This window comes from Streptomyces sp. JL2001 (assembly GCF_050917515.1).
Taxonomy (GTDB): Bacteria; Actinomycetota; Actinomycetes; order Streptomycetales; family Streptomycetaceae; genus Streptomyces.
This window is the reverse complement of the sequence record NZ_CP169421.1, coordinates 2,720,367-2,745,629: the sequence shown is the minus strand read 5'-3', so window position 1 is coordinate 2,745,629 and position 25,263 is coordinate 2,720,367. Positions and strand designations below refer to the sequence as shown.

Sequence of the window (25,263 nt, the reverse complement as noted above, 5' to 3'; positions counted from 1 at the left end):
GGGTGCGCCGCGCCACCGGCCCACTCCGCGAGGCCCGGACGTCTGTGACACCCGGAACGGACGGACCGGGCGCACTGTCGGCAGGTCTTCGGACTCACCTGGCGGATGAAAACGCCATAAGCACACCGTTGCGGGACAGTTCCGGACTTGCACCGGATTCCCCTGCGGCGACAGCGAGCATGAGCATACATGTGGGGGGCGCCCCTGGAGACACCCCCCACATGTTGTGTCGTTCCGTGCTCAGAGCTCCAACGCGTAGGTGTGCAGGGGGTCCATGTCGGCCAGCGGGCTCCAGTCCCGGTCAGGGGTACGGACGAAGCCCGCCCGCTCGTAGATCCGGTGCGCCGCGGACATGCGCGACTGGGTGGAGAGCACCAGCCGCCGGCATCCAGGTGTCCTGCGCGCCCGCTCCGTGCAGACCCGGACGAGGGCCTCGCCGACGCCCCGGCCGCGGGCTCCCTTCGCCACGGCGAGCATCCGGAACTCGGCCTCGCCCTCGCGCGCGATGTCGGCCCACTCCCCGCCGGCGACGAAGGTCACGCCGCCGAGCACCGTGCCGGCGCGGTCCACCGCCACCAGCACCTCCGCTTCCGCGGCCCGCCGGGCCACGTCCCGCAGCAGGCGCAGGTAGGCGTCGTCCTCGCCGAAGTCGAGGTGCCCGTCGTCGAGGAAGGCCCGCGCGGTGACCTCGCCGAGGGCGTCGTACTCCTCGGGCCGTACCGCCCTGATGGTGAAGTCCATCCAGGCAGTGTGCCCCGCTCAGCCGCTCGCGCCCACTCCGTTGTCGGGGGCTCCGTCGCCGACCGGTGGCAGGTCGCCGCGCTCGACCGGTCCGCTCCCGCTCGTCCGCCGCGGCAGGACCGCGTCCAGTTCGGCGTCGTCGGCGCGGTGCGCCTCGGCGGCGGCGCCCCGCAGCAGGTCCCTCCCCACGGACAGCGGGGCGGCCAGCTCGACGCGCAGGCCGTTCTCGTTGCGCAGGTACGCGTGCCGGTCGGCGGAGTGCCGGTACCAGCCGCCGCCCTCCTTCACACAGGTGTCGCCGGCCGGCGGGGCGGCGCAGTCCCGCTCGGTGAAGGGGCGCCGCTCCGCGGAGAGGGTCAGCTGCTCGCCGGCGGGCCCGACGTAGGTGAGCTGGAAGCCGTCGTCGCCGATGACACCGGCCGACTGGAGGGCCGGCCGGAACCCCTCGGCCTCGGTGACGTACACGTGCTCGACACGGGTCTGCGCGGCGTGGGCTCGCGCCTCCAGTTCCGCGCGGTCGGGTGCCGGTCCGCCCGGAACCTCGGTGCCGCAGCCGGTGACGGCGAGCACGAGGGGGAGCAGGACGAGCAGGGAGAGGCGGGGTCCGGTTCTCATCCGCACATCCTTTCGTGACCACGGCGAAGGCCGCCGCGCCTTCCCTGTGGAAGCGCGGCGGCCTTCGTCACCTTGCGGGCGGGGTCAGTGGCCCGCGCCCACCTTCGGCAGCTCGGTCTGCACGCCCGCGTCGCCGGCGTCCGCCGTGTAGTCCGACGGGGACGTCTCGTCCACGCCCTCGGGCGCCTTGACGGCCTTCAGGACGAACGTCAGGACGACGGTCACCACCAGGTTGATCACGAAGGCGGTGAGGCCGATGTAGCCGATCTCGCCGATGCCCGGGATCTCGGCGGACGAGCCGCCGAAGTGCTTCTGCGTCGGGCTGGCCACGCCGTACGCCGCCGCCGTGCCGTAGACCATGCCGACGGCCCAGCCGGCCAGCAGCGCCCAGCGGTGGAACCAACGGGTGAACAGGCCGCCGACCAGGGCCGGCAGCGTCTGCAGGATCCAGATGCCGCCGAGCAGCTGGAAGTTGATCGCGACCGTCTTGTCCATGGTGAGGACGAAGACCAGCGCGCCGACCTTGACCAGCAGCGACACCAGCTTGGACACCTTGGTCTCCTGCTCCGGCGTGGCGTCCGGCTTCAGGAAGTCCTTGTAGATGTTGCGGGTGAAGAGGTTGGCCGCGGCGATCGACATGATCGCCGCCGGGACCAGCGCGCCGATGCCGATGGCGGCGAAGGCCACGCCCGCGAACCAATCGGGGAACATGTTCTCGAAGAGCTGCGGGATGGCCAGCTGACCGTTGGTCACCTTCACGCCCGCCGCGATCGCCATGAAGCCGAGCAGCGCGAGCAGGCCCAGCATCAGCGAGTAGAGCGGCAGGATCGTCGTGTTGCGGCGGATCACGTCACGGCTGCGCGAGGACAGCGTCGCCGTGATCGAGTGCGGGTACATGAAGAGCGCCAGCGCCGAACCGAGCGCGAGCGTCGCGTAACCCCACTGGCCCATCTCGCCCGGCACCAGCGCGCCGCGCGGCTTGTCGGTGGCGGGGTTGATCGTGGCGTACGCCTCGCCGGCCTTGGCGAAGATCTCGTCGAAGCCGCCCAGCTTGATCGGGATGTAGATGATCGCCACCGCGATGACGAGGTAGATCAGCGTGTCCTTGACGAAGGCGATGAGCGCCGGCGCGCGCAGTCCGGAGGAGTACGTGTACGCCGCCAGGACACCGAAGGCGATGAGCAGCGGCAGGTCCTTGACGAACCAGTGCGTGGTCTCGCCGCCGCCCACGCCCATCACGTCCAGGACGGCCTGGATGCCGACGAGCTGGAGCGCGATGTACGGCATGGTGGCGAGGATGCCGGTGACGGCGACCGCCAGCGACAGGCTCTTGGAGCCGAACCGGCCGCGGACGAAGTCCGAGGTGGTCACGTATCCGTGCTTGTGGGACACCGACCACAACCGCGGCAGGAAGGTGAAGATCAGGGGGTAGACGAGAATCGTGTACGGGACGGCGAAGAAGCCCGCCGCGCCGGCCGCGTAGATGGCCGCCGGGACGGCGACGAAGGTGTACGCGGTGTAGAGGTCGCCGCCCAGCAGGAACCAGGTCACCCAGGTACCGAACGAACGGCCGCCGAGACCCCATTCGTCCAGGCTGTGCTCGTTCTCGGCCCTGCGCCAGCGCGAGGCCAGGAAGCCCATGACCGTGACGGCCAGGAAGAAGAAGATGAAGACGCCCAGAGCGACGCCGTTCACGCCGTCCTTCATCGCGACGCACCTCCCTTGCGGGCGCGCTGGTCACGCTGCCACAGCTTGTACGCGACCATCGTCAGCACGGTGGAGACGACGACCCAGGCCATCTGGTACCAGTAGAAGAACGGGATGCCGATGAAGGTCGGATCGACCTTCGCGTACGAGCTCACCCAGAGCATCGCCACGAAGGGCGCGACCAGACAGAGCGCCACGATCACGCGTACCGGTGTCACGACCGGTTGTTTGTCTTGCGTCACTTCTGACATATGGCGACTCCGTCCCCTCGCTGAACACCGTTGATCACGCGGGTAATGCGCGTGAAATCTAGGGGACCGGTCCGCTCCATGGAACCCCCGTCCGGATAACGGACGAATCTCGATGGACGTCGCACGGAGACACGCCAGTGCCCCGACACACCTCACGGATGTATCGGGGCACCGGTTCACGCCGAAGTGGCGGAATCTTTTCAGTCTTTCGGCCGGACGGCCGGGAGTCGTCCGCGGGGCGGTCAGCCGTTGGGGCGCTGCAGCCGGGCGACGAACTTGTACCGGTCGCCGCGGTACACCGAGCGCACCCACTCGACCGGCTCGCCCTGCGCGTCCAGCGAGTGGCGGGACAGCATCAGCATGGGCAGACCCACGTCGGTGCCGAGCAGGCCGGCCTCGCGCGGGGTGGCGAGCGAGGTCTCGATGGTCTCCTCGGCCTCGGCGAGGTGGACGTCGTAGACCTCGGCGAGCGCCGTGTAGAGCGAGGTGTACTTCACCAGCGAACGCCGCAGCGCGGGAAAGCGCTTGGCCGAGAGGTGGGTGGTCTCGATCGCCATCGGCTCCCCGCTGGCGAGGCGCAGCCGCTCGATCCGCAGCACCCGCCCGCCGGCGGCGATGTCGAGCAGGCCGGCCAGCGTGTCGTCGGCCGTCACGTACCCGATGTCGAGCAGCTGCGAGGTGGGCTCCAGGCCCTGTGCCCGCATGTCCTCGGTGTACGAGGTCAGCTGCAGGGCCTGCGAGACCTTGGGCTTGGCGACGAACGTGCCCTTGCCCTGGATCCGCTCCAGGCGGCCCTCGACGACCAGTTCCTGCAGTGCCTGCCGCACCGTCGTGCGCGAGGTGTCGAACTCCGCGGCGAGGGTGCGCTCGGGCGGGACCGGTGTGCCGGGCGGCAGGGTCTCCGTCATGTCGAGCAAGTGCCGCTTCAGTCGGTAGTACTTGGGCACGCGCGCGGTGCGGGTGGCGGCGCCGCCCTCTGTCTCGCTGTTGCCCGCGTCCGTGGCCATGGCCTGCCTTCCCGACTCCTGTGTTGCTGCCGTCACCGGCTCCTCCGTCTATAGCGGCTCACATGGTGGCACGGACCGGTCACGGGTCGTCGCCCTCCCTCAGGTGTCGGTCCGATAACGGACCCGACTGCCCTTCTTATACACCCTTGACACCCCTAAAGGTCTAGGCCAAGCTCCGGGTACTGGTCTAAACCATTAAAGACCAGCTCCCAGCCCCACGAGCACTACTCGACGTATGTCTTCGCGCGGTGGGCAGGGGTTGCAGGCATCCCTGAGGAGGGTGGCGTGAAGCGCAAGCTCATTGCGGCGATCGGTGTCGCGGGCATGATGGTCGGCATTGCCGCGTGTGGCGGAGCCGACAAGGGTGGGGACAAGGCCGGCGGCGAGGTCAAGGAGCTCACCGTCTGGCTGACGGTCGACGCCCAGAACAACTGGCCTGAGCTGGTCAAGGCGGCCGACGACGCGGTGACCAAGAAGCACCCCGGCATCAAGATCAAGCACGAGTACTACGGCTGGCCGGACAAGAACACCAAGCTCGACGCGGTGCTCGCCACGGACAAGGCCCCGGACGTTGTCGAGATGGGCAACTCCGAGATGATCAGCTACATGGCCAAGGGCGCCTTCGCCCCGGTCGAGGCCTCGAAGTTCGACAACTCGGGCCAGTGGCTGGACGCCCTCAAGGAGTCGGTCACCTACAACGGCAAGACCTACGGTGTCCCCTACTACGCCGGTGGCCGCGTGGGCACCTGGCGCAAGGACGTCGCCGCCGAGGCGGGCGTCAAGGCGGCCCCGAAGACCTGGGCCGAGCTGACCGCCGCCCTCGACGCCATCCAGGCGAAGAAGGGCGACAAGTTCAGCGCCTGGTACCAGCCGTCGCCGGACTGGTACGCGGCCATGTCCTTCGTCTACGAGCAGGGCGGCTCGATCGCCAAGCAGGACGGCGAGACCTGGAAGGCGAACCTGTCCTCGCCGGAGTCCATCAAGGGCCTCACCGAGTACAAGAACATCGTCGACAAGTACATGCACGGCGACAAGACGAAGGACGAGTCCGACCGTCCCGTCGTCTTCGGCCAGGGCAAGTCCGCGATGATCTTCTCGGCGGCCTGGGAGGGTGGCACCGCCGCCACTCCCGAGAACGACAAGGTCGGCGGTCTGAAGGACAAGCTGGAGACCTTCGTGACCCCCGGTCCGTCCGGCAAGAACCTCCCGGTCTTCCTCGGCGGCTCGGACCTGGCCATCCCGGTCAAGTCCAAGGCGCAGGGCGTCGCGGCCGAGTGGATCGCCGCCTTCACCGGCCCCGAGGGCCAGAAGGGCCTGATCGGCAAGGGCAACCTGCCGAACAACAAGACGGACCTCGCCCCGCTGAAGAGCGACCCGGCCACCGCGGTCGCGGCCACCGCGGCCGAGTCCAGCTGGTTCGTCCCGACCGCCCCGGGCTGGGGTCAGGTCGAGAAGGCGCAGACCCTCAAGACGATGCTCATCGACATCGCCAAGGGCAAGAAGACGGTGGAGCAGGCCGCGAAGGACGCGGACGCCGCCATCGACAAGGTCATCAACACCAAGTGACCTGTGGGCAGGGCCCCGTCACCGCGACGGGGCCCTGTCGCCCGTAAGCAGGAGAGGGATCGCTGAGGAGCACGGGATGAGTGCCGCAGACACAACCACCGCGAAGGTGCCGCCGGTGCGGCAATCGCCACCATCCGGCTCCGCAGCCGGTACGCCCGGGAAACCGGGGAAGAAGGGGACCTCGGCCGGCTCGGGAGTGCCGTGGCTGCTGCTCGCGCCATGCCTGCTCGTCCTGCTGCTCGTGCTGGGATACCCGCTCGTACGGCTGGTCACCCTCTCCTTCCAGAACTTCGGCCAGGCCCAGCTCTGGGGCTTCGAGGAAGCGCAGTCGGCCGGCCTCGACAACTTCACCAAGATCCTCGGTGACACCGAGTTCTGGACCGTCGTGCTCCGCACCGTGGTGTTCGCGGCCGCCGCCGTGATCCTCACCATGGTCCTCGGCATGCTGATCGCGCTGCTGCTGCAGAAGGTCTCCGGCTGGGTCAAGCTGCTCGTCAACATCGTCCTCGTGGCGAGCTGGGGCATGCCCATCATCGTCGCGACGGCCATCTTCAAGTGGCTCTTCGACGCCGACTACGGCGTCCTGAACTGGCTGATCGACAAGCTGCCCGGCGTCGACATGATCGGCCACAACTGGTTCGCCAGCGGCCCGCAGGGCCTCGCCGTGATCGTGCTCCTCGTCGTCTGGGGCGCCGTCCCGTTCGTCGTGATCACGCTCAGCGCCGGCCTCACCCAGGTGCCCAAGGAGCTCGAGGAGGCCGCCCGCCTCGACGGCGCCGGAGCCTGGGGCGTCTTCCGCTTCGTCACGCTGCCGATCCTCAAGCCGATCATCGTCATGCTGACGACGCTCTCGGTCATCTGGGACATGGGCGTCTTCCCGCAGGTGTACGTGATGCGCAACGGTCACCCCGAGGCCGAGTTCCAGATCCTCACCACGTACTCGTTCGACAGGGCGTTCGTCGTCAACGACTACGGCACCGGCTCGGCGATCGCGCTCGTCACCGTCGTCCTGCTGCTCGGCGTGGTCGCCGTCTACATGCGCCAGATGCTGAAGATCGGAGAGGTGGAGTGACCACGAACACCGCGGCCCCCGCCGTCAAGCCGTACCGCAAGTCCAGGTTCGGCTGGAACCTGCTCGGCCTGCTCGTCGTCGTCACGGCCGGCTTCCCGGTCTACTGGATGGTGAACACGGCGTTCAAGCCGTCCAAGGACGCCATCGACCCGGACCCGCACTTCTACCCGACCACCTTCACGCTGGAGAACTTCCGGCGCGCGCTGGACATCGCGGACTTCTGGGGCCCGGTCGGCCGGAGCCTCGTGGTCTCCCTCGTGGTCGTGGTCATCGGCATCGCGGTCGGCATGCTGGCCGCCCTCGCGATCTCCCGCTTCGCCTTCCGCGGCCGCAAGATCGTGATCGTCGGCATCCTCGCCGTCCAGATGGTGCCGCTCGTCGCGATGATCATCCCGGTCTTCCTGCTGCTCAACGACCTCGGCCAGTACGACAGGCTCAGCGGCCTGATCATCACGTACCTGACCTTCATCCTCCCGTTCACGGTGTGGACCCTGCGCGGCTTCATCGTCAACATCCCCAAGGAGCTGGAGGAGGCCGCCCAGGTCGACGGCTGCACCCGCACCGGCGCCTTCATCCGGGTCGTCTTCCCGCTGCTGGCGCCCGGCATGGTCGCCACCTCCGTCTATGCCTTCATCCAGGCGTGGAACGAGTACCTCTACGCGCTGATGCTGATGAGCCAGCAGAACCAGACGGCCACCGTCTGGCTCGGCAACTTCATCACCAAGAACGGCACCGAGTACGCACCGATGATGGCGGGCTCCACCATGATGGCCGTCCCCATCGTGATCCTCTTCCTCCTTGTCCAGCGCAAGATGGCCGCGGGTCTGACGGCCGGCGCAGTGAAGGGATAAAGCCGCCCATGACCACACTCGTACGCGGCACCGACACCCTGACCCGCGACGCACTCACCGTGCTCCAGCCGGGTTTCGTCGGCACCACCGCGCCCGACTGGCTGCTGCGCCGCATCGGGGAGGGCCTCTCCTCGGTCGGCCTGTTCGGCCGGAACATCGACACCCCCGAGCAGCTCGCCGCGCTCACCGCGCGGCTGCGGGCCGAGCGGGACGACGTCCTGGTCGCCATCGACGAGGAGGGCGGGGACGTCACCCGCCTCGAGGTCCGGCAGGGCTCCTCCTTCCCCGGCAACCACGCCCTCGGCTCCGTCGACGACACCGATCTGACCCGGGCCGTCGCCCGGGAGCTCGGCCGCCGGCTCGCCGCGTGCGGGGTGGACCTCAACTGGGCCCCCTCGGCCGACGTGAACTCCAACGCCGACAACCCGGTCATCGGCGTCCGGTCCTTCGGGTCCGACCCGGACCTGGTGGCGCGTCACACCGTGGCGTACGTCGAGGGCCTCCAGGCCGTCGGCGTCGCCGCCTGCACCAAGCACTTCCCCGGGCACGGCGACACCAACGTGGACTCCCACCACGCGCTGCCCCGGATCGATGTGGACCTCGCCACACTGCACGCCCGTGACCTGGTACCTTTCCGCGCCGCGATCGCAGCGGGTTCCAAAGCGGTCATGAGCGCGCATATTCTGCTCTCCGCGCTCGACCCGAACCGTCCGGCGACCCTGAGCCCGCAGATCCTGACCGGTCTGCTGCGCCAGGAGCTGGGCTTCGACGGGCTGATCGTCACCGATGGCATGGAGATGCAGGCCATCGCGTCGACGTACGGCATCGAGCGCGGATCCGTCCTTGCGATCGCCGCGGGCGCCGACGCCATCTGCGTCGGCGGCGGGCTGGCCGACGAGGACACCGTACTGCGGCTGCGCGATGCCCTCGTCGACGCGGTACGGACCGGTGAACTGCCCGAGGAACGGCTGGCCGACGCCGCGGCGCGCGTGCGCGCCCTGGCGTCCTGGACCCAGGCGCACCGGGTCAGGGGGGCTGTTTCGGGGCCGGGCGCGGCAGTGCAGGAGGGGACCGCGCCCGGCACCGACATCGGACTCGTCGCGGCCCGCCGGGCCCTGGTGGTGACCTCGGGGGAGCGGCCCTACGCGCCGATGACCAGTGCTCCCTACGTGGCCTCCTTCACCCCGGTCGCCAACTTCGCGGTCGGCGACGAGACGCCGTGGGGGGTCGCCGCGGAGCTGGAGCGGCTGCTGCCCGGCACGCGCACCGGCTCGTACGCGGAGCCCTCGGTGGACGTCGTGCTCGCCGCCGCGGGGGAGAGCGGCATCGTCGCCGTCGTCCGGGACGCCCACCGGCACCCGTGGATGGCGGAGGCCCTGGACGGCCTGCTGGCGGCCCGCCCGGACACCGTCGTGGTGGAGATGGGCCTGAACCAGGCGGCGCCCCGCGGAGCCCTGCACATCGCCACGCACGGCGCGGCGCGGGTCTGCGGCCGGGCGGCGGCGGAGGTCATCGCCGGCGTCTGAGCCGGTGAGGCTCCGAGCGACCCGAGTACGAGAGGAGGGCCGGTACCCCGCGGGGTACCGGCCCTCCTCCGCGTGCCGGGGGTCGTTCCGGCTCCGGTCAGATGCCCTGCCAGCCGGGCTTCTCGGCGAAGGTGTGGCGGAAGTAGTCGGCGAGCTTCAGCTTGGAGGCGGCGGCCTCGTCGACGACGACCGTGGCGTGCGGGTGCAGCTGCAGCGCGGAGGCCGGCACGAGCGCCGCCACCGGGCCCTCGACGGTCTGCGCCACGGCGTCCGCCTTGCCCTCGCCGGTGGCCAGCAGCACCAGGTGCCGAGCCTCCAGGATGGTGCCGATGCCCTGGGTGATGACGTGGTGCGGCACCTGCTCGATGTCGTTGTCGAAGAAGCGCGCGTTGTCGACCCGGGTCTGCTCGGTGAGCGTCTTGATCCGGGTGCGGGAGGCGAGGGAGGAGCACGGCTCGTTGAAGCCGATGTGCCCGTCGGTGCCGATGCCCAGGATCTGCAGGTCGACGCCGCCGGCGGCGGCCAGCGCGCGGTCGTAGGCCTCGCAGGCGGCCTGGACGTCCTCGGCGGCGCCGTCGGGGCCCATGAAGGCGTCCTGGGAGAGCCCGAGCGGCTCGACGACCTGGCGGAGCACGGTGGAGCGGTAGGACTCGGGGTGCCCGGTCGGCAGCCCGACGTACTCGTCCAGCTGCGCGATCCGGGCGCGCGAGGCGTCCACGGAACCGGCCGCGACCTGGGCGATCAGGGCTTCGTAGATGGGCAGCGGGGTCGAGCCGGTGGCAACGCCGAGCAACGCGTCGGGCTTGCGGCGCAGGAGGCCGGCGATGCCGTCCGCGATGAGCTCGCCGCCTGCCTTGGCGTCCGGGACGATGACAACTTCCACGCTGTGCCTGCCGATCTGGTGAGGGGCCTGTGTGGTATAGACCAATCTAAGTTTCAATCTAGCAGAATGGGAGCCCTTCGCTCAGGTCCGTCCGCGGGACGGACCCCTCTTCTCATGGTCGATCGGCACCCTCGGCCCAGCCACCGGGCCGGCCCCCGCGCGGCCCGTGCCCGCGGTGCCGACACGCCGGACCGGGAGGCGGCCTCCCGCACGGGCCGTCGTCGACGGGGCGTGGAGGGTCCGGGGCGGGCCTCCGGTGGTGCCGGGGGGTTCGGGGGCGGCCGGTACTGTCCCGGGGCCGGAGGCGGCGACGGAGGGCCGCGCGCGGTGAGTCGATCGGCCCCGGGGGCCGTATCTCCAGGGGAAGAGCCCGGAAAAACCCGCGGGCCGCGGCGCCTGACGGGACCCTCAACCCGTCCGGCACCGCAGCCCGGAGTTGCCCGGCCGGGGGTGTGCGGTCCCGCGGCCGTGTAGGAGGTCTCGACGCAGTCAGGGCAGAGAGCGCCGGGTACCTCGTTCCACCCTCCTGTGCGGGGAGAGTGGAGGTCTGCTGATGATGCTCCCTGTCATTGTGGACTAGACCATTCTGGTCTGTCCATCCATATCGGCAGGGTCCTTCCCGGCCCATCCTCCAACACGAACGCCGTGAGATCCAGGTTCATCGCCCCTGAATTCCGCGGGTACGCTCGCACCTGTGCCCTCCATGAACGACCTCGTCCGCCAGCACACCGCTCTGAGTGAGTCCGACCTCGAGTGGCTCCACCTGCTGGTCTCGGAGTGGCAGCTGCTCTCCGACCTCTCCTTCGCCGACCTCGTGCTCTGGGTTCCCACCCTGGACGGCACCCGCTACGTCTCCGTCGCCCAGATGCGGCCCAACACCGGCCCGACCTCCTACCAGGACGACATGGTCGGCCACCTCGTGCCGCGCGGCCGGCGTCCGCTGCTCGACGCCGCCCTCGACGAGGGGCGCATCGTCCGCGAGGGCGACCCCGAGTGGCGGGAGGAGGTCCCCGTACGGGTCGAGTCCATCCCCGTGCGCCGGGAGGGCCGGGTACTCGGCGTGATCGCCCGCAACACGAACCTGCTGACGGTCCGGACCCCGAGCCGGCTGGAGCTCACCTACCTCCAGTCCGCCTCCGACCTGGCCCAGATGATCGCCGCCGGCTCCTTCCCGTTCGCCGGCGAGGCCGTCGACATGGACGCCTCGCCCCGCGCCGGAGACGGCCTGATCAGGCTCGACGCCGACGGCATCGTCCAGTACGCCTCGCCGAACGCCCTCTCCGCCTACCACCGGCTCGGGCTCGCCGCCGACCTGGTCGGCCAGCACCTCGGCCAGATCACCGCCGAACTCGCGCCCTCCCGCGGCCCCGTCGACGAGGCCCTGGTCAAGCTGGCCTCCGGCTACGCGCCCCGCGAGGCCGAGGTCGAGGGCAACGGCGGCGTGATCCAGCTGCGGGCGATCCCCCTCAAGCCCAAGGGCACCCGCATCGGTTCGCTCGTCCTGCTCCGGGACGTCACCGAACTGCGCCGCCGCGAACGCGAGTTGATCACCAAGGACGCCACCATCCGGGAGATCCACCACCGGGTGAAGAACAACCTCCAGACGGTGGCGGCGCTACTGCGCCTCCAGGCCCGCCGCATGGACTCCGACCGCGGTCGCGAGGCCCTCAACGAGGCGGTGCGCAGGGTCGGTTCGATCGCCATCGTCCACGAGACGCTGTCCCAGAACCTCGACGAGCGCGTCGAGTTCGACGAGATCGCCGACCGGGTGATCGCGATGGTGGCCGAGATCTCACCCGGCAAGGTCACCTGCCGGCGCAACGGCCGCTTCGGCATCCTCGACGCCGAGGTCGCCACCCCGCTCTCCATGGTCCTGACCGAGGTGCTGCAGAACGCCCTGGAGCACGCCTTCGCGCCGGGCGAGCAGGGCACGGTCGAGGTGGCGGCCGTCCGGGGCGAGCCCCGGGCCGACGCCCGGCTGCTGATCACGGTCCGGGACGACGGCCGCGGTCTGCCCGAGGGCTTCGACCCGCAGCGCGCCGGCAACCTCGGTCTGCAGATCGTGCGGACCCTGGTGGAGGGGGAGTTGGGCGGCACGTTCGACATGCAGCCCGGCCCCGAGCGCGGCACGAAGGTCGTCCTCGACATCCCCGTGCGGCCCCAGAAGTAGCAGCCCGCCGCACCCGGCGGCGGTCCTCCGCGTGCGCACAGCAGCGAGCCCCGGACCGAGTGGATCGGTCCGGGGCTCGAATGCTGTGGGTTACTGCTGCGCGCTGCGGCTCAAGGGCGGTGATTGCGTACGCGATGTACGCGCCGCTTGCCTGAGGCTGTCGCGGGTGGCGTCAGGCGCTGGCGTTACGCGCCCGGTTGCGAGCGGCACGGCGCTTCATCGCGCGGCGCTCGTCCTCGCTGAGGCCACCCCAGACGCCGGAGTCCTGGCCGGACTCGAGCGCCCACTGCAGGCACTGCTCCATGACGGGGCAGCGGCGGCAGACGGCCTTGGCTTCCTCGATCTGCAGCAGCGCAGGACCGGTGTTGCCGATGGGGAAGAACAGCTCGGGGTCTTCCTCACGACAAACGGCGTTGTGACGCCAGTCCATGGCTGCTACCTCTCTTGGTATTACGTGCAGGTTGCTTGTGAATGTGAACGCTTTCACGAATCCCCCCGCAACGGAAGGGCCGACTGCCAGATGAACTGGTGTGGTCCTGAGACTGAGGAGGGGTTCTGGCTCTCAGTGGAGGCCGGTCTTGCGGGCCGTCCCGATCGCCATGAAGAGATTCGCAAACCTCGGCGGCGGATACAACCCCTTCCGGAAAGTTTTTTTTGATTCCTCGGTGTCGGCTAGGTCACAGCCGTACTTCTAAGGGGTGGATGGCAGCCTAAACGTTCGAGTGAAAGGACTTTGGGCCCTTCCACTCACACAATCACACGCAGTGCACGGCGTACGCCTGTGAACGCCACGCTCGTACGCAGTCCTAGGTGGTCGCCGTCCATCTGCAGGGGCAGCGGCACCTTCGAATGCAAGGTGAAGTCGGTCAGGTCGTGCAGAGTCCTCGCGTGCTTGCCGTGCGGGCCGCGTTCGGGCGTCGAGGTGAGCAGCTGAGTGGCGTAACGGGCCACCGCCGGAGTGGACAGCCGGCTCAGTCCGAGGACGTCCAGCGCGGTGTCGAAGGAAGCCTCCGGGGACGCGTACACCGGGCGATTGCCCAGGTAGGTCCAGGGGGAGGTGTTGCAGATTATGGACAGGACCAGGTCCTCGACCGGGTCCTCGCCGGGGCGCTCCAGGGTGATGGTGCCGTGCCGGCGGTGCGGCTCCTCCAGGAACTGGCGGAGCACCTGGCGGAGGTACAGGGCGTGGGTCGAACGCTTGCCCCGCTCCCGCTGCTGTTCGACTCGGCCGATGACACTCGCGTCGAATCCGAAGCCGGCGCAGAACGTGAACCAGCGCGCCGGCACCGCTTCGTCCTCGGTCCCCGGGGCGCCGGACGCGAGCCCGAGGCTCACTGTGCGTGCACGGCGTTCACGGAGTGCGTCGAGGAGCGCGCCGGTCGCCTCCACCGCGTCGTTCGGCAGTCCGAGCGCCCGGGCGAAGACGTTGGTGGACCCGCCGGGGACCACCGCGAGGCCCGGAAGCCGGTCGGGATCGGGTCCGTCGTGGAGGAGGCCGTTGACGACCTCGTTCACCGTGCCGTCGCCGCCGAGGGCGACGACCAGCTCGACGTCCTTGGACTCGGCGGCCCGTCTTCCCAGGTCACGGGCGTGCCCGCGGTACTCGGTGGTGACGGCCTCCAGCTTCATCTCGCTGGCGAGGGCGTGGATGAGCACGTCACGGGTGCGGGCACTGGTGGTGGTTGCTGCCGGGTTGACCACGAGAAGTGCGCGCATGGCCGCCAGGGTACCTACCCGGCGGTACCGGGCCCAGTCCCGGCCACCTGGCGGACAGCGCGGAGGGCCGCCCCGGCTACCCTGCCAGGTATGAGCAGTACGGAGCAGAACGCCGAGCAGCCGTCCCGTCCCGGCCGGCTGACGGCCGCCGCCGCGGTGGCCGGCATCGAGGCCCTGGCCCTGGTGGCCGGCGGCCTGTACGTCCTCGTCACCGGCCTCACGGGCAGCCCCGACGACCTGACCCAGGCGGTCATGGGCGGGGCGACGCTGATCGTGCTCGGCCTGATCCCCGGAGCGGCGGCCCGCGGACTGCTGCTGCGCCGCGGCTGGAGCCGCGGCCCGGCGATCATCACCCAGATCCTGGCGCTGCCGGTCGCCTGGCAGCTGCTCCAGGCGAACAGCGCCATGATCCCGGCCGGCATCGCCCTCGCGGTGCTCGCCGTGACGGGCCTGGTGCTCCTGGTGAGCCCGGCGACGACGCAGGCCCTCGGCATCCGGCGCCCCGGCGACGCGTAGGTCCTGTCCGGGCGATCTTCTCGGGCCCGCGACGACGGCTGCGGCGTCTCGCGGCGTTGTCGGAGTCGCCCGAGTACGCCCAGTACGAGGGCGATCCTCCGCCTTGCGATACACCACATCCGACGCCGCGGGCCGGTCCTCGAAGATCGCCCGGACAGGACCTAGCGGCGCCCGGGACGGCGGAAGGCCCCGGCCCGGCGGCCGGGGCCTTCCGCCGTCCTACTCCTCCACCAGCAGCTTCTCCCGCAGCTGGGCCAGCGTGCGGGCCAGCAGGCGCGAGACGTGCATCTGGGAGATGCCCACCTCCTGCGCGATCTGCGACTGGGTCATGTTGCCGAAGAAGCGCAGCAGCAGGATCCGCTTCTCCCGCGGCGGCAGGTCCTCCAGCAGCGGCTTGAGGGACTCGCGGTACTCCACGCCCTCCAGCGCCTCGTCCTCCGCGCCGAGGGTGTCCGCCACGGCCGGGGACTCGTCGTCCGTGTCCGGGACGTCCAGGGAGAGCGTCGAGTAGGCGTTCGCCGACTCCAGGCCCTCCAGGACCTCCTCCTCCGAGATCCCGAGCCGCTCCGCGAGCTCGTGCACGGTCGGCGAGCGGCCGTGCTGCTGGGAGAGCTCCGCCGTCGCCGTCGTCAGCGACAGCCGCAGCTCCTGCAGCCGGCGCGGCACCCGGACCGCCCAGCCCTTGTCCCGGAAGTGCCGCTTGATCTCGCCCACGACCGTCGGCGTCGCGTAGGTCGAGAACTCGACACCGCGCTCCGGGTCGAACCGGTCCACCGACTTGATCAGGCCGATCGTCGCGACCTGCGTCAGGTCGTCGAGCGGCTCGCCGCGGTTGCGGAAGCGCCGGGCCAGGTGCTCCACCAGCGGCAGGTGCATCCGCACCAGCCGGTTGCGCAGCTCCGCCTTCTCCGGCGAACCCTCCGGCAGCTTGCGCAGCTCCACGAAGAGCGCACGCGCCCCGCTCCGGTCGTGCGGATCCGGAGCCTCGCGCGGCTCGGGGTCCTCGGCGGGGGCGGCCGTCTCGTGGACCTCGGCGCCCTCGCCGACCCCGACCGCCACGGGGGCCTCGGGCCCCGGCGCGTCCTCGGGGGCCCCGGGCACGCCGGGAACCGCGTTGTGCTGCTCGTGCTCGCTCATGTGGACCGCCTGCTCCGTAGCGACCTCGACCTCGACCTCCGGATGCGGCCTCGCCTGCTGCTCAGGGATGCCGGCCGTCGCGTCCCCGCTCCTCACGCCGGGCCTGGCCCCGCGCCGCGCTGTTTGTACAGGCTGATGGAGACCGTGCGGTCCTCCGCCACGGACGACTCGACCTTCCCGGCCAGCGCGGACAGCACCGTCCACGCGAAGGTGTCCCGCTCCGGCGCCCGCCCGTCGGTGGTCGGCGCGGAGACCGTCACGTCGAGCGAGTCGTCGATCAGGCGGAACACGCAGCTGAGGACGGACCCCGGTACGGCCTGCTGGAGCAGGATCGCGCAGGCCTCGTCGACCGCGATCCGCAAGTCCTCGATCTCGTCGAGGGTGAAGTCCAAGCGTGCCGCGAGGCCGGCCGTGGCCGTACGCAGCACGGACAGGTAGGCACCCGCAGCGGGCAGCCGGACTTCCACGAAGTCCTGGGTCCCGGGCTCGCCTGCGATCTGGGACACCCTCACCTCCAAGGTGGCACAAGCTCATTCGGGGCCCGGGGGGAAGGCCCCCCGAACCGGGCGGTACGCAGTCGGTTGCGCATTCCGCCGTGACGCTACCGCGATCCACGCCGACCTGTCGCCGTGGGCCCCGGCAACGACCCCTCCCACGTCCGTCACTCATGGTAAGGCCATGAGTACGCACAGTGGGTAGAGGGCTGCGGGGCCCAATTGAGAGCGGCGGGCGGTCGATTGGCCGCGGAGGGGTGACGTACCCAGCCGTCAGACGATCGAACCGTCCACGAAGCACCAGCGCCAGCGCTCGTTCGGCTCGAAGGTCCGCATCACCGGGTGCCCCGTCGTCGAGAAGTGCCCCGTGGCGTGCCGCCCGGCCGAGGAGTCGCAGCAGCCGACGTGCCCGCAGGTCAGACAGAGCCGCAGCTGCACCGGATGCGTACCGGCGGTCAGGCACTCCGGACAGGTGTCGGTGAGCGGCGGAGGTTCGGGCCGTGGCATTTCGGCGACGTGCAGGCACTCGGTCATGATGGCCAGGCTACGTGGTGGATCGAGACGGGGACCGGGCATGGACGCACTGCAGCTGGTGGGACTGGTCGCGGCGAGCGCCGCGGTGGCGGGCGTCGCCCGCAGGACGCCGGTGCCGGCACCGCTGCTCCTGGTCGCCGCGGGCCTGGCCGCCTCGTACGTCCCGGGAGTCCCCGACTACACGCTCGACCCGCACATCGTGCTGCCGCTGATCCTGCCGCCGCTCCTCTACACCGCCGCGGTCGAGTCCTCCTACCTGGACCTGCGCGCCAACCTCCGGCCCGTCGCCCTGCTCTCCGTCGGCTACGTCCTGTTCGCCACGGTCGCGGTGGGCTGGCTCGCCTACGTCCTCGTGCCCGACCTGCCGCTCACCGCGGCACTGGTGCTCGGCGCCGTGGTCGCCCCGCCGGACGCCGTCGCGGCCACCGCCATCGCCCGCAAGCTCGGACTGCCGAACCGCATCACCACGATCCTCCAGGGCGAGTCCCTGGTGAACGACGCCACCGCGATCACCGCGTACAAGGTCGCCCTCGCCGCGGCCGTGGGGGAGGGCGTGAGCTGGGTCGGCGGCATCGAGGAGTTCGCCCTCGCCGCGATCGGCGGGATCGGCGTCGGCCTGGTGCTGATGCTCCCCATCCACTGGCTGCGCCGCCATCTGGGGGAGGCGCTGCTGCAGAACACCCTCTCCCTGCTGATCCCCTTCGTCGCCTACGCGGCGGCCGAGGAGGTCGGCGCCTCCGGCGTCCTGGCCGTGGTCGTCGTCGGCCTGTTCCTCGGACACCGCAACTGGCAGGTCGGCTTCGCGACCCGGCTCCAGGAGGAGGCGGTCTGGAAGATGGTGGCCTTCGTCCTGGAGTCCGCCGTCTTCGCGCTCATCGGGCTCCAGCTGCCCTACGTGGTCCAGGGGCTCGGGCAGTACGGGATGGGCGAGGCGGCCTGGTACGCGGCCGGCGTCTTCGTCGCCGTGGTCGTGGTGCGGTTCGTCTGGGTGTACCCCGCGACCTTCCTGCCGCGCTGGATGTCGAAGCGGATCCGGGAACGCGAACCCGGGGTCGACTGGAGGGCCCCGCTGATCGTCGGCTGGGCCGGCATGCGCGGCGTGGTCTCCCTCGCCATCGCCTTCTCGATCCCGGTGGTCGCCGACGGCGAGGAGTTCCCGGCCCGCAACCTCGTCCTCTTCCTCACCTTCACGACCGTGATCGGGACGCTGGTGGTGCAGGGCCTCACCCTCCCGCCGCTGATCCGGTTCCTGAAGATGCCGGGCCGCGACACCTACGCCGAGACCCTGGCCGAGGCCCAGGCCCAGAGCGAGGCGTCCCGGGCCGCGGAGGAACGCCTCGACGCGCTGCTCGAGGACGAGCGCAACACGCTGCCGCCGCCGCTGGCCGACCGGCTGCGCACGGTCCTGGAGCGGCGCCGCAACGCGGTGTGGGAACGGCTCGGCGCCGTCAACGAGGTCACCGGCGAGACGGTCGACGACACCTACCGGAGGCTCGCCGGGGAGATGATCGACGCCGAACGCGAGGTCTTCGTCCGGTTCCGCGACGAGCGCCGGATCGATGACGAGATGATGCGCACCCTGCTGCGCCGCCTGGACCTGGAGGAGGCGGCGGCGTACCGGGAGGAGAGCGGCTGAGACGCCCGGCCCCTGCGACGGCTCCGGCGGCCGTTCCCGGTGGGCCCGTCCGGGATCCGGCGGTCGGTCCCGGCGGTCAGTCCCGGCGGTCAGTCCAGGCGGCCGGTCCCGTCCGGGGCGCCCGTGATCACCGCCGCCAGGGTGCTGCCCCGGGCGAACGCCCCCTCCTGCGCCAGGGTGAGGAGCCCGAGGAGCATTTTGGCGACATACAGCCGCTCGATGGCGAGTCCATGCCGCGCCTCGAAATCCTGAGCGAACGCGTCCAGGGCAGGCGTCGAACGGGCGTAGCCCCCGCAGTGGAAGCGCTCGTCGAGCGTCCAGGAGCCCCGCGGACCACCGAAGGCCGCGGACTGGAGGGTCCGGACCTCGGCGCCCAGGAAGCCGCCCCTGAGGACCGGGACGCCCAGCGCCCGGGTGCCCTCCCCGAGCCCCGCCGCAAGGCCGGCGAGGGTGCCGCCCGTGCCGCAGGCGACGGCGACGACGTCCGCGGCGCCGGACAGCTCGCGGCCGAGTTCCACGCAGCCCCGGACCGCGTGCGCGTTGCTGCCGCCCTCGGGGACGACGTACGTGCCGGGCGGGCAGGAGGCGAGCAGCCCGGCCAGCACCTCGGGATCGTCCTTCGCTCGGTACGTTCCGCGGTCCACGAACACCAGCCGCATGCCGTCCGCCGCGCACCGCGCCAGGGAGGGGTTCAGCGGCCGGCCGGCGAGCTCGTCGCCGCGTACGACCCCGATCGTGTCGAAGCCGAGCAGCCGCCCGGCGGCGGCCGTGGCGCGCAGGTGGTTGGAGTACGCGCCGCCGAAGGTGAGCACGGGGCGGCCGTCCGCCGCGGCCAGGTTGGGGGCGAGCTTGCGCCACTTGTTGCCGGGCAGCTCCGGGTGGATCAGGTCGTCGCGCTTGAGCAGGAGCCGCAGGCCGTGCCCGGCGAGGCGCTCGTCCTCGACCGGTTCCAGGGGGGAGGGGAGCCGGGGCCGCAGGCGGGAGAGGTCGGACGCGTTCACGTGTCCATTGTCGGACGCGGGCGCCACCGCACCGCGCGGGGGCGCCCGCCGTGTCCCGGCCGGCCGGTCGGCGGGAGGGGCCGGGGGCCGGGTGGGCCGGGTTCTCCGGGACCGGGGGCCCGGAGCGGATCCGAGCCGGACCCGGGCGGTTGTCTCAGGGCCGCCCGTGCAGGCGCTCGGAGATCCGGTCCCGCATCGAGGCCATCGTGAAGCCGCGCGGGTCGACCTTGCCCGGCTGCCACTCCAGGTGGCCGATCACCGAGCGGTGCGTCCAGCCGTGCGCCCGGCACAGGGCCGCGGACGCCTTCGCGATGGCGTCCAGCTGCACCTTGGGCCACGGGTCCTTCCCGTCGCCGAGGTTCTCGCACTCGAAGCCGTAGAAGTGCCGGTTGCCGTCCGTGGTCGCCTCGTCGTCCGGGGGGAGGCGGTGCTCGGCGATGACCGCCCGCAGGACCTCGTCGTCGCCGAGCCCCGCGTGGTTGGCGCGGCCGTATCCGACCAGATGGACCCGGCCGTCCTTGGCGATGACGCCGTGGCAGAGCGGACCGGGGAGGGCGGCGTGGCCGTCGCGGCAGATCCGGACGGTGCTCGCGGTGCCCTTGGTGACGGTGTGATGGATCATCACGCCGTGGACGGGGCCCCAGGGGCCCTTGTGATTGCGGTTGTGCGTACGCCAGTTGCCGACTTCGACGACCGAGAGGCCCTCGTCGCGCAGTGCGGCGAGGAACCTGCTCGCGGACAGGGGTGAGGCCACGACCGACTCCTTCGGATCAGCGGAACGGGGAGAGGAGGTGTGGGATGAGCGGGGGAGGGTGCGAGGGGGGATCGATGGCGAGGAAGGGGAGGGGAGGGGAGGGGAGCGGGGGGACCCACCCGAGTACGGAGTGTCCCGCTCCGCCGTTCACCGTTCGGAGGGTGTGCGAGCCGATCAGGCCATTGCGCCAGGTGACGGGGTCGGCTGGGCTGTTCGAGTGGAAGCGCGCGACATGCCCAGCCGGACGAGATCCACTCCCACTCATTTGTGTAATGGCGCGGGCACTCTCCGTGCTGAAAGGCTTCCTCTCGCTGTTCAGTCATATCGAGAGGGAGTTCCATGTCCGTTGGTTCGGTTGGCGACGAGGTCCGTGCGGATCAGGCAGGCCCGCAGCAGAGTCTCGGTACCGCCGCCGCGCGGAACCTGGCGACCACCACCAAGTCGGCCCCGCAGATGCAGGAGATCACCTCCCGGTGGCTGCTGCGGATGATGCCGTGGGTGCAGGTGCAGGGCGGTACCTACCGGGTGAACCGGAGGCTCAGCTACAGCGTGGGGGACGGCCGCGTCACGTTCGTGCAGACCGGCGAGCGCGTCGCGGTCATCCCCGCCGAACTCGGCGAACTCCCGGCCCTGCGCGGGTACGAGGACGAGGAGGCGCTCACCGAGCTGGCCCAGCGCTGCCGGCAGCGCGAGTTCGCGCAGGGCGAGGTGATCACCACGGCGGGCGAGGGCGCCGACCGCGTGTACCTCCTGGCCCACGGCAAGGTCGAGCAGCTGGGCGAGGGCCCGTACGGCGACGAGGCGATCCTCGGAGTCCTCGCCGACGGGGCGTACTTCGGCGACGACGCGCTCACGGACCCGGACGCCACGTGGGCGTGGACCGCTCGCGCGGCCACCGCCTGCACGGTCCTCGAACTCACCCGCGACGACGTGCGCAACCTCGCCGAGCGCGCCGGATCGCTCGCCACCCACCTCGCGGGCGTGGCCGCCCTGCCCCACCAGCGCACCAACAAGTACGGCGAGGCCGAGATCGACCTCTCGGCCGGCCACGTCGGCGAGGCGGTCGTCCCGCACACCTACGTCGACTACGACGCCTCGCCCCGCGAGTACGAACTGTCGGTCGCCCAGACGGTGCTGAAGGTGCACAGCCGGGTCGCCGATCTCTACAACCAGCCGATGAACCAGACCGAGCAGCAGTTGCGGCTCACGGTCGAGGCGCTGCGCGAGCGCCAGGAGCACGAGCTGATCAACAACCGCGACTTCGGCCTGCTGGCCAACTGCGACTACGGCCAGCGGCTGCAGCCGCACGACGGCGTGCCCAGCCCGGACGACATGGACGAGCTGCTGTCCCGCCGCCGCGGCTCGAAGATGTTCCTCGCCCACCCGCGTGCCATCGCCGCCTTCGGGCGAGAGTGCAACAAGCGCGGTCTCGTCCCCGAGTCCATCGAGGTCAACGGCAACCGGATCCCCACCTGGCGCGGGGTGCCGATCTTCCCGTGCAACAAGATCCCCGTCTCCGACGCCCGGACCACCTCGATCATCTGCATGCGTACCGGTGAGTCCGACCAGGGCGTGATCGGCCTGCACCAGACCGGTATCCCGGACGAGATCGAGCCGAGCCTGTCCGTGCGCTTCATGGGCATCGACGAGCAGGCGATCATCTCCTACCTCGTCACGGCCTACTACTCGGCGGCCGTGCTCGTCCCGGACGCCCTGGGCGTACTGGAGAACGTGGAGGTCAGTCGCTGGCGCTGAACCGGCGGGCCGGCGACGGGGGCTCCGATCCGGCCCCCGTCGCGACCGGCTCCGCCGTGACAGAGCGAGCGACCCGAGGGGGCGCGCGACCGTCGAGGCACGCGACGCGCCCGCTCGGGGTGGAAGAGACCGAGGTGACCGTGACCATGACCAGCGCGGGTGTCGCGACCGACGGCCAGGGCGCCGTGGCACTCCTCGACCAGACCCGCACCGTCGTCGACCCGCACCTGCGCTCGACCGTGCAGTCCCTGCCGGGCTCCATGCGCGCGGTGGCGATGTACCACTTCGGCTGGGAGCACGCCGACGGCTCGCCCGCCGCCGGGGCCGCCGGCAAGGCCATCCGGCCGGCCCTGGTGCTCGCCGCGGCGCGGGCGCTCGGCGCCGAACCGGCCCCCGCGGCGCGGGCCGCCGCCGCGGTGGAGCTCGTGCACAACTTCACGTTGCTGCACGACGACATCCTCGACGAGGACCCGACCCGGCGGCACCGTCCCACGGCCTGGACCGTCTTCGGCGTCCCGGACGCCCTCCTCGCGGGCGACGCCATGCTCGCGCTCGCCCTGCGGCTCCTCGCCGAGGAGGGCCGGCACCCGGCGTCCGCCGCGGCCTCGGCCCGGCTCGCCGCCTGCGTGATCGAGATCTGTGCCGGGCAGCAGGCGGACTGCGCCTTCGAGCAGCGTGCCCCGAGCGAGGTCTCCCTGGAGGAGTGCCTCGCGATGGCCACCGCGAAGACGGGCGCGCTGCTGGGCTGCGCCTGCGCGATGGGCGCGCTCTACGCGGGCGCGGGGCCCGAGGAGGTCGCGGCCATGGACGCCTTCGGCCGCGAGGCCGGGCTCGCGTTCCAGCTGATCGACGACCTGATCGGGATCTGGGGCGATCCGGACCGCACCGGCAAGCCGGCCGGTGCCGATCTCGCCGCGCACAAGAAGTCGCTGCCGGTGGTGGCGGCGCTGGCGTCGGGCACGCCGGCGGGGGAGGAGCTGGCCGCGCTGTACGCCCGGCCGACGCTCGACGCGTTCGCGGTGCGTGCCGCGGCGGGGGCCGTCGAGCGGGCGGGCGGCCGTGACTGGGCGCAGGCCGAGGCGGCCGATCGGATGGCCCGGGCCGTCCACCAGCTCTCCCTCGCGGTACCGGACCTCACGGCCGCGGGCGACCTGCTGGCCCTCGCGGAGTTCGTGACCCGCCGCAGCCGCTGAGGCGTCAGGCCGCCGGCACGATGCGGTTCACCACGGTCTCGATCAGGGTGTCCAGTTCCCGTGCGTCGTGGAGGCCCGGCACGGTGAAGTGGTCCACCAGCAGGCCGGTGAGGGCGAAGTAGAGCAGCAGGACCGTGTCCTCGTCGCCGGGCATCCCGGCGGCGAGGTGCAGGCGGATGTTCTCGTCGAGGTCCCCGCGCAGCACCTCGGTGAGCCGGGCGCGCAGCTCGGGGCGCCGGGTGGCCTCCAGCCGGAGCTCGAAGAGCCCCAGGTAGCAGCTGCGCTCGGCGGCCATCCGCCGGGCGAGCCAGCGCATGAGCTCCACCACCAGCTCCCGGCTCGGCTCGGGGAGCATGGCCGTGTCCAGGGCGCCCGCCTCGGGGGTCAGGCGGACGAAGATCCGCTCCCCGACCTGGGAGAGCAGCTGGTCCCGGTCGGTGAAGTAGTTGGACGAGGTGCCCGTCGGGACGCCCGCCCGGGCGTCGACCGCCCGGAAGGTCAGACCGCGGGCGCCTTCGTCCGCCATCACCTCGATCGCCGCGTCGAGCAGTGCCGCGCGGCGCTCTGGGTTTCTCGCCACTTGGGGCTCCATCCGTGATTTCTCGTGCTCGTCGACGATAGGGCTTGCGTAACCACTACAGATGAAGCACTATATCTGTCGTGGTTGCGATCGCGGCCACGTCCGAAGAGTGAAGAGGTCCGGTTTGCGCAAGCTCACGTACTACATCGCCTGCACCATCGACGGCTTCATCGGTGACCCCGAGGGCGATGCCGCCTCCCTGTACGCGTTCACGACCCCCGCGTACCTGGAGTGGATGGGGGCCGAGTACCCGGAGACGACCCCGTCCCACCTGCGCGAGGCGCTCGGCGTCGACGCCCCCCACCGGCACTTCGACACCGTAGTCCAGGGGATGCGGTCCTACCGGATCGCCCTGGACGTCGGTGTCACCAGCCCGTTCGCCCACCTGAGGGAGTTCGTCGCGACCAGGTCCCTGGCCGAGTCGCCCGATCCGAACGTCGAGCTGATCGCCGACGACCTGGTCGGCCGGATCCGCGCCCTCAAGGCCGAGGACGGCCCCCTCGGCATCTGGCTCTGCGGCGGCTCCACCATCGCCGGCGCGCTCGTCGACGAGATCGACGAGCTGGTCATCAAGACCTACCCGCAGGTCTACGGCTCCGGCATGCCGATGTTCGGCGCCGACTTCGAGCCCCGCGACTTCGAGCTGGGCGAGGTGCGCACCTTCGACAACGGCGTCCTCGTCCGCACGTACACCAGGAAGCGGTGACAGGGGGCGCGCCCTACCCTGGAAGGTATGGGCAGCGAAGCACGTCGCACCACCCACGACCCCCGGGCCGAGCAGTCATGTCCGGCCTGCGGCCGCCCCGTCGGCACGACGGCCAGGCGGCACAAGGCGCTGGGGGTCTGGGTGCCGATCTGGGAGACGCAGCCGTGCCGGAACCGCGACTGCCGCCTCTTCGAAGGGGAGCCGGACGCCCCTGAGGAGGCCACGGCGCCCCCCTCCGTCGACAGCGCCGGCGCGGCGGTGCCGCACGGCGTCGAACCGGAGGGGGCGGAAGCCACGACCCCGCACGTGACCGGCAACAACGGCGAGACCGGGAGAAGTCCGGCCACGGGGTGACCGGCCGCGCGGCGGAGCCGGTCATACCGCTACAGTCCGCGCATGTCATCGGAGTCGACGGAAGTCTGGACCGGCTGGTACCGGGACCGCAGCGGCGCGGAAGCGATCGTCATCACGGCGGACGGCACGCGGGTGTCCACCCGCATCAGGGGAATCGAGTACGCGGGCGCGTCCTTCGACGCCCTGCGCGCCGCCGGCGATGGCGCCGAAGCCCTCACGGGATGTGTACTGGAGTGGGACCTGCCGCTCCCCGTCGTCGCGGACGGCGCGACGGAACAGGCCACCCTCGGCTGTCTGCTGACGCTCGGTGAGCGCGCCGACCTGAGCCTGACCCTCCACTACGGCGGCACCGCCTACGAATCCGGCATCGCCGGGGGCGACTTCGACGAGGCGCTCGACCGGCTCCGGCGACAACTGCCGTCCGGGGCCACCTTCACCCGCCGCCTCCTGCAGGCCGCCTGAGAAGCGGGCGCGCCGCGGCCCCGGCCACGTCGGCGT

At 71.2% G+C, this 25,263-nt stretch carries 26 protein-coding genes and 1 riboswitch; of the genes, 12 read left to right on the top strand and 14 right to left on the bottom strand.

The annotated features are described in order from the left end of the window. Window positions 1-62: 62 nt before the first annotated feature. A riboswitch (cobalamin riboswitch) is annotated at window positions 63-187 on the bottom strand. 53 nt (window positions 188-240) lie between these two features. The 5 genes from ACE1OA_RS11920 to ACE1OA_RS11900 all read right to left on the bottom strand — a co-directional run bounded on the left by ACE1OA_RS11920 (window position 241) and on the right by ACE1OA_RS11900 (window position 4,321). Then, window positions 241-741, bottom strand: a complete 501-nt coding sequence (locus ACE1OA_RS11920; RefSeq protein WP_432752757.1) for a GNAT family N-acetyltransferase — start codon at window positions 739-741, stop codon at window positions 241-243. 18 nt (window positions 742-759) lie between these two features. Next, window positions 760-1,356, bottom strand: coding sequence for a hypothetical protein (locus ACE1OA_RS11915; RefSeq protein ID WP_356606686.1), 597 nt, complete (start codon window positions 1,354-1,356; stop codon window positions 760-762). 84 nt (window positions 1,357-1,440) lie between these two features. Further along, window positions 1,441-3,063, bottom strand: a complete 1,623-nt coding sequence (gene mctP / locus ACE1OA_RS11910; protein WP_356606688.1) for a monocarboxylate uptake permease MctP — start codon at window positions 3,061-3,063, stop codon at window positions 1,441-1,443. Next, window positions 3,060-3,314 (bottom strand): DUF3311 domain-containing protein, encoded by a 255-nt coding sequence (locus ACE1OA_RS11905; RefSeq protein ID WP_147981156.1) that lies wholly within the window; start codon window positions 3,312-3,314, stop codon window positions 3,060-3,062. Before ACE1OA_RS11905 ends, mctP begins: the two co-directional genes overlap by 4 nt. A gap of 242 nt (window positions 3,315-3,556) precedes the next feature. Continuing rightward, window positions 3,557-4,321 carry a GntR family transcriptional regulator gene (locus ACE1OA_RS11900; protein WP_147981356.1) on the bottom strand — a complete coding sequence of 255 codons (765 nt, stop codon included), beginning with the start codon at window positions 4,319-4,321 and terminating at the stop codon, window positions 3,557-3,559. A 285-nt stretch (window positions 4,322-4,606) separates the two neighbouring features. Between ACE1OA_RS11900 and ACE1OA_RS11895 the strand changes: the two genes are divergently transcribed. From ACE1OA_RS11895 to ACE1OA_RS11880, 4 genes are all read left to right on the top strand, one after another. Continuing rightward, entirely contained in the window at window positions 4,607-5,887 is a 1,281-nt protein-coding gene (locus tag ACE1OA_RS11895; RefSeq protein WP_356606691.1) for an extracellular solute-binding protein, read from the top strand. A gap of 76 nt (window positions 5,888-5,963) precedes the next feature. After that, window positions 5,964-6,959 carry a carbohydrate ABC transporter permease gene (locus ACE1OA_RS11890; protein ID WP_386543079.1) on the top strand — a complete coding sequence of 332 codons (996 nt, stop codon included), beginning with the start codon at window positions 5,964-5,966 and terminating at the stop codon, window positions 6,957-6,959. Further along, window positions 6,956-7,810 (top strand): carbohydrate ABC transporter permease, encoded by an 855-nt coding sequence (locus ACE1OA_RS11885; protein ID WP_356778822.1) that lies wholly within the window; start codon window positions 6,956-6,958, stop codon window positions 7,808-7,810. Before ACE1OA_RS11890 ends, ACE1OA_RS11885 begins: the two co-directional genes overlap by 4 nt. Before the next feature lie 8 nt (window positions 7,811-7,818). Next, window positions 7,819-9,336: a glycoside hydrolase family 3 protein gene (locus ACE1OA_RS11880; RefSeq protein WP_432752756.1), complete on the top strand. Its 1,518-nt coding sequence runs from the start codon at window positions 7,819-7,821 to the stop codon at window positions 9,334-9,336. Window positions 9,337-9,433: 97 nt separating this feature from the next. Here the strand turns inward: ACE1OA_RS11880 and nagB are convergent, their stop codons facing one another. Continuing rightward, a complete protein-coding gene (nagB, locus tag ACE1OA_RS11875) occupies window positions 9,434-10,219 on the bottom strand; it encodes a glucosamine-6-phosphate deaminase (protein ID WP_356606699.1) in 786 nt (261 codons plus the stop codon). A gap of 703 nt (window positions 10,220-10,922) precedes the next feature. On the opposite strand from nagB, the gene ACE1OA_RS11870 reads away from it, so the two are divergent. After that, the gene (locus ACE1OA_RS11870) at window positions 10,923-12,389 is read left to right on the top strand and encodes a sensor histidine kinase (RefSeq protein ID WP_147981357.1); all 1,467 of its coding nucleotides are present in this window, start codon (window positions 10,923-10,925) and stop codon (window positions 12,387-12,389) included. Window positions 12,390-12,561: 172 nt separating this feature from the next. Here ACE1OA_RS11870 and ACE1OA_RS11865 read toward each other — a convergent pair whose 3' ends face one another. Together ACE1OA_RS11865 and ACE1OA_RS11860 are read right to left on the bottom strand one after the other, a co-directional pair. Continuing rightward, on the bottom strand, window positions 12,562-12,819 hold the full coding sequence (locus ACE1OA_RS11865; RefSeq protein WP_003953983.1) for a WhiB family transcriptional regulator: 258 nt from the start codon (window positions 12,817-12,819) through the stop codon (window positions 12,562-12,564). 317 nt (window positions 12,820-13,136) lie between these two features. Beyond that, complete coding sequence (locus tag ACE1OA_RS11860) at window positions 13,137-14,105, bottom strand: diacylglycerol/lipid kinase family protein (protein ID WP_356606701.1); 969 nt, start codon at window positions 14,103-14,105, stop codon at window positions 13,137-13,139. A gap of 90 nt (window positions 14,106-14,195) precedes the next feature. Between ACE1OA_RS11860 and ACE1OA_RS11855 the strand changes: the two genes are divergently transcribed. Beyond that, on the top strand, window positions 14,196-14,621 hold the full coding sequence (locus tag ACE1OA_RS11855; protein WP_356606703.1) for a hypothetical protein: 426 nt from the start codon (window positions 14,196-14,198) through the stop codon (window positions 14,619-14,621). 219 nt (window positions 14,622-14,840) lie between these two features. Here ACE1OA_RS11855 and ACE1OA_RS11850 read toward each other — a convergent pair whose 3' ends face one another. The 3 genes from ACE1OA_RS11850 to ACE1OA_RS11840 form a co-directional block, all read right to left on the bottom strand. Further along, entirely contained in the window at window positions 14,841-15,962 is a 1,122-nt protein-coding gene (locus ACE1OA_RS11850) for an RNA polymerase sigma factor SigF (RefSeq protein WP_386545056.1), read from the bottom strand. Beyond that, complete coding sequence (locus ACE1OA_RS11845; RefSeq protein WP_123457481.1) at window positions 15,851-16,264, bottom strand: anti-sigma regulatory factor; 414 nt, start codon at window positions 16,262-16,264, stop codon at window positions 15,851-15,853. The genes ACE1OA_RS11850 and ACE1OA_RS11845 overlap by 112 nt, the downstream gene beginning before the upstream one ends. A gap of 261 nt (window positions 16,265-16,525) precedes the next feature. Further along, window positions 16,526-16,786 (bottom strand): UBP-type zinc finger domain-containing protein, encoded by a 261-nt coding sequence (locus ACE1OA_RS11840; protein ID WP_356608181.1) that lies wholly within the window; start codon window positions 16,784-16,786, stop codon window positions 16,526-16,528. Between the two features lie 40 nt (window positions 16,787-16,826). Between ACE1OA_RS11840 and ACE1OA_RS11835 the strand changes: the two genes are divergently transcribed. Further along, window positions 16,827-18,422 (top strand): Na+/H+ antiporter, encoded by a 1,596-nt coding sequence (locus ACE1OA_RS11835; protein ID WP_384875241.1) that lies wholly within the window; start codon window positions 16,827-16,829, stop codon window positions 18,420-18,422. A gap of 89 nt (window positions 18,423-18,511) precedes the next feature. Here ACE1OA_RS11835 and ACE1OA_RS11830 read toward each other — a convergent pair whose 3' ends face one another. Both ACE1OA_RS11830 and ACE1OA_RS11825 read right to left on the bottom strand, forming a co-directional pair. After that, the gene (locus ACE1OA_RS11830; protein ID WP_432752755.1) at window positions 18,512-19,423 is read right to left on the bottom strand and encodes a 1-aminocyclopropane-1-carboxylate deaminase/D-cysteine desulfhydrase; all 912 of its coding nucleotides are present in this window, start codon (window positions 19,421-19,423) and stop codon (window positions 18,512-18,514) included. A gap of 154 nt (window positions 19,424-19,577) precedes the next feature. Beyond that, complete coding sequence (locus tag ACE1OA_RS11825) at window positions 19,578-20,177, bottom strand: N-acetylmuramoyl-L-alanine amidase (RefSeq protein WP_356608187.1); 600 nt, start codon at window positions 20,175-20,177, stop codon at window positions 19,578-19,580. 339 nt (window positions 20,178-20,516) lie between these two features. On the opposite strand from ACE1OA_RS11825, the gene ACE1OA_RS11820 reads away from it, so the two are divergent. Both ACE1OA_RS11820 and ACE1OA_RS11815 read left to right on the top strand, forming a co-directional pair. After that, window positions 20,517-21,932, top strand: coding sequence for a family 2B encapsulin nanocompartment shell protein (locus ACE1OA_RS11820; protein ID WP_384875247.1), 1,416 nt, complete (start codon window positions 20,517-20,519; stop codon window positions 21,930-21,932). Window positions 21,933-22,078: 146 nt separating this feature from the next. Beyond that, window positions 22,079-23,125, top strand: a complete 1,047-nt coding sequence (locus tag ACE1OA_RS11815) for a family 2 encapsulin nanocompartment cargo protein polyprenyl transferase (RefSeq protein ID WP_356608191.1) — start codon at window positions 22,079-22,081, stop codon at window positions 23,123-23,125. Between the two features lie 4 nt (window positions 23,126-23,129). On the opposite strand, the gene ACE1OA_RS11810 is transcribed toward ACE1OA_RS11815, so the two are convergent. Beyond that, the gene (locus tag ACE1OA_RS11810; RefSeq protein WP_356608193.1) at window positions 23,130-23,705 is read right to left on the bottom strand and encodes a TetR/AcrR family transcriptional regulator; all 576 of its coding nucleotides are present in this window, start codon (window positions 23,703-23,705) and stop codon (window positions 23,130-23,132) included. 124 nt (window positions 23,706-23,829) lie between these two features. On the opposite strand from ACE1OA_RS11810, the gene ACE1OA_RS11805 reads away from it, so the two are divergent. From ACE1OA_RS11805 to ACE1OA_RS11795, 3 genes are read left to right on the top strand one after another with little or no spacing between them, the layout of a single operon-like run. After that, on the top strand, window positions 23,830-24,411 hold the full coding sequence (locus ACE1OA_RS11805; protein WP_356608195.1) for a dihydrofolate reductase family protein: 582 nt from the start codon (window positions 23,830-23,832) through the stop codon (window positions 24,409-24,411). Between the two features lie 27 nt (window positions 24,412-24,438). Next, the gene (locus ACE1OA_RS11800; RefSeq protein WP_356778816.1) at window positions 24,439-24,765 is read left to right on the top strand and encodes a hypothetical protein; all 327 of its coding nucleotides are present in this window, start codon (window positions 24,439-24,441) and stop codon (window positions 24,763-24,765) included. 42 nt (window positions 24,766-24,807) lie between these two features. Then, window positions 24,808-25,227 (top strand): DUF6304 family protein, encoded by a 420-nt coding sequence (locus ACE1OA_RS11795; protein ID WP_432752754.1) that lies wholly within the window; start codon window positions 24,808-24,810, stop codon window positions 25,225-25,227. Window positions 25,228-25,263 lie beyond the last annotated feature (36 nt).

What these genes read in the sequence shown, in the direction of transcription:
- ACE1OA_RS11920 (WP_432752757.1), bottom strand. Translation starts at nt 741, where the DNA reads ATGGACTTCACCATCAGGGCGGTACGGCCCGAGGAGTACGACGCCCTC.
- ACE1OA_RS11915 (WP_356606686.1), bottom strand. Translation starts at nt 1,356, where the DNA reads ATGAGAACCGGACCCCGCCTCTCCCTGCTCGTCCTGCTCCCCCTCGTG.
- mctP (WP_356606688.1), bottom strand. Translation starts at nt 3,063, where the DNA reads ATGAAGGACGGCGTGAACGGCGTCGCTCTGGGCGTCTTCATCTTCTTC.
- ACE1OA_RS11905 (WP_147981156.1), bottom strand. Translation starts at nt 3,314, where the DNA reads ATGTCAGAAGTGACGCAAGACAAACAACCGGTCGTGACACCGGTACGC.
- ACE1OA_RS11900 (WP_147981356.1), bottom strand. Translation starts at nt 4,321, where the DNA reads ATGGCCACGGACGCGGGCAACAGCGAGACAGAGGGCGGCGCCGCCACC.
- ACE1OA_RS11890 (WP_386543079.1), top strand. Translation starts at nt 5,964, where the DNA reads ATGAGTGCCGCAGACACAACCACCGCGAAGGTGCCGCCGGTGCGGCAA.
- ACE1OA_RS11880 (WP_432752756.1), top strand. Translation starts at nt 7,819, where the DNA reads ATGACCACACTCGTACGCGGCACCGACACCCTGACCCGCGACGCACTC.
- ACE1OA_RS11870 (WP_147981357.1), top strand. Translation starts at nt 10,923, where the DNA reads ATGAACGACCTCGTCCGCCAGCACACCGCTCTGAGTGAGTCCGACCTC.
- ACE1OA_RS11865 (WP_003953983.1), bottom strand. Translation starts at nt 12,819, where the DNA reads ATGGACTGGCGTCACAACGCCGTTTGTCGTGAGGAAGACCCCGAGCTG.
- ACE1OA_RS11860 (WP_356606701.1), bottom strand. Translation starts at nt 14,105, where the DNA reads ATGCGCGCACTTCTCGTGGTCAACCCGGCAGCAACCACCACCAGTGCC.
- ACE1OA_RS11855 (WP_356606703.1), top strand. Translation starts at nt 14,196, where the DNA reads ATGAGCAGTACGGAGCAGAACGCCGAGCAGCCGTCCCGTCCCGGCCGG.
- ACE1OA_RS11840 (WP_356608181.1), bottom strand. Translation starts at nt 16,786, where the DNA reads ATGACCGAGTGCCTGCACGTCGCCGAAATGCCACGGCCCGAACCTCCG.
- ACE1OA_RS11835 (WP_384875241.1), top strand. Translation starts at nt 16,827, where the DNA reads ATGGACGCACTGCAGCTGGTGGGACTGGTCGCGGCGAGCGCCGCGGTG.
- ACE1OA_RS11820 (WP_384875247.1), top strand. Translation starts at nt 20,517, where the DNA reads ATGTCCGTTGGTTCGGTTGGCGACGAGGTCCGTGCGGATCAGGCAGGC.
- ACE1OA_RS11815 (WP_356608191.1), top strand. Translation starts at nt 22,079, where the DNA reads ATGACCAGCGCGGGTGTCGCGACCGACGGCCAGGGCGCCGTGGCACTC.
- ACE1OA_RS11800 (WP_356778816.1), top strand. Translation starts at nt 24,439, where the DNA reads ATGGGCAGCGAAGCACGTCGCACCACCCACGACCCCCGGGCCGAGCAG.
- ACE1OA_RS11795 (WP_432752754.1), top strand. Translation starts at nt 24,808, where the DNA reads ATGTCATCGGAGTCGACGGAAGTCTGGACCGGCTGGTACCGGGACCGC.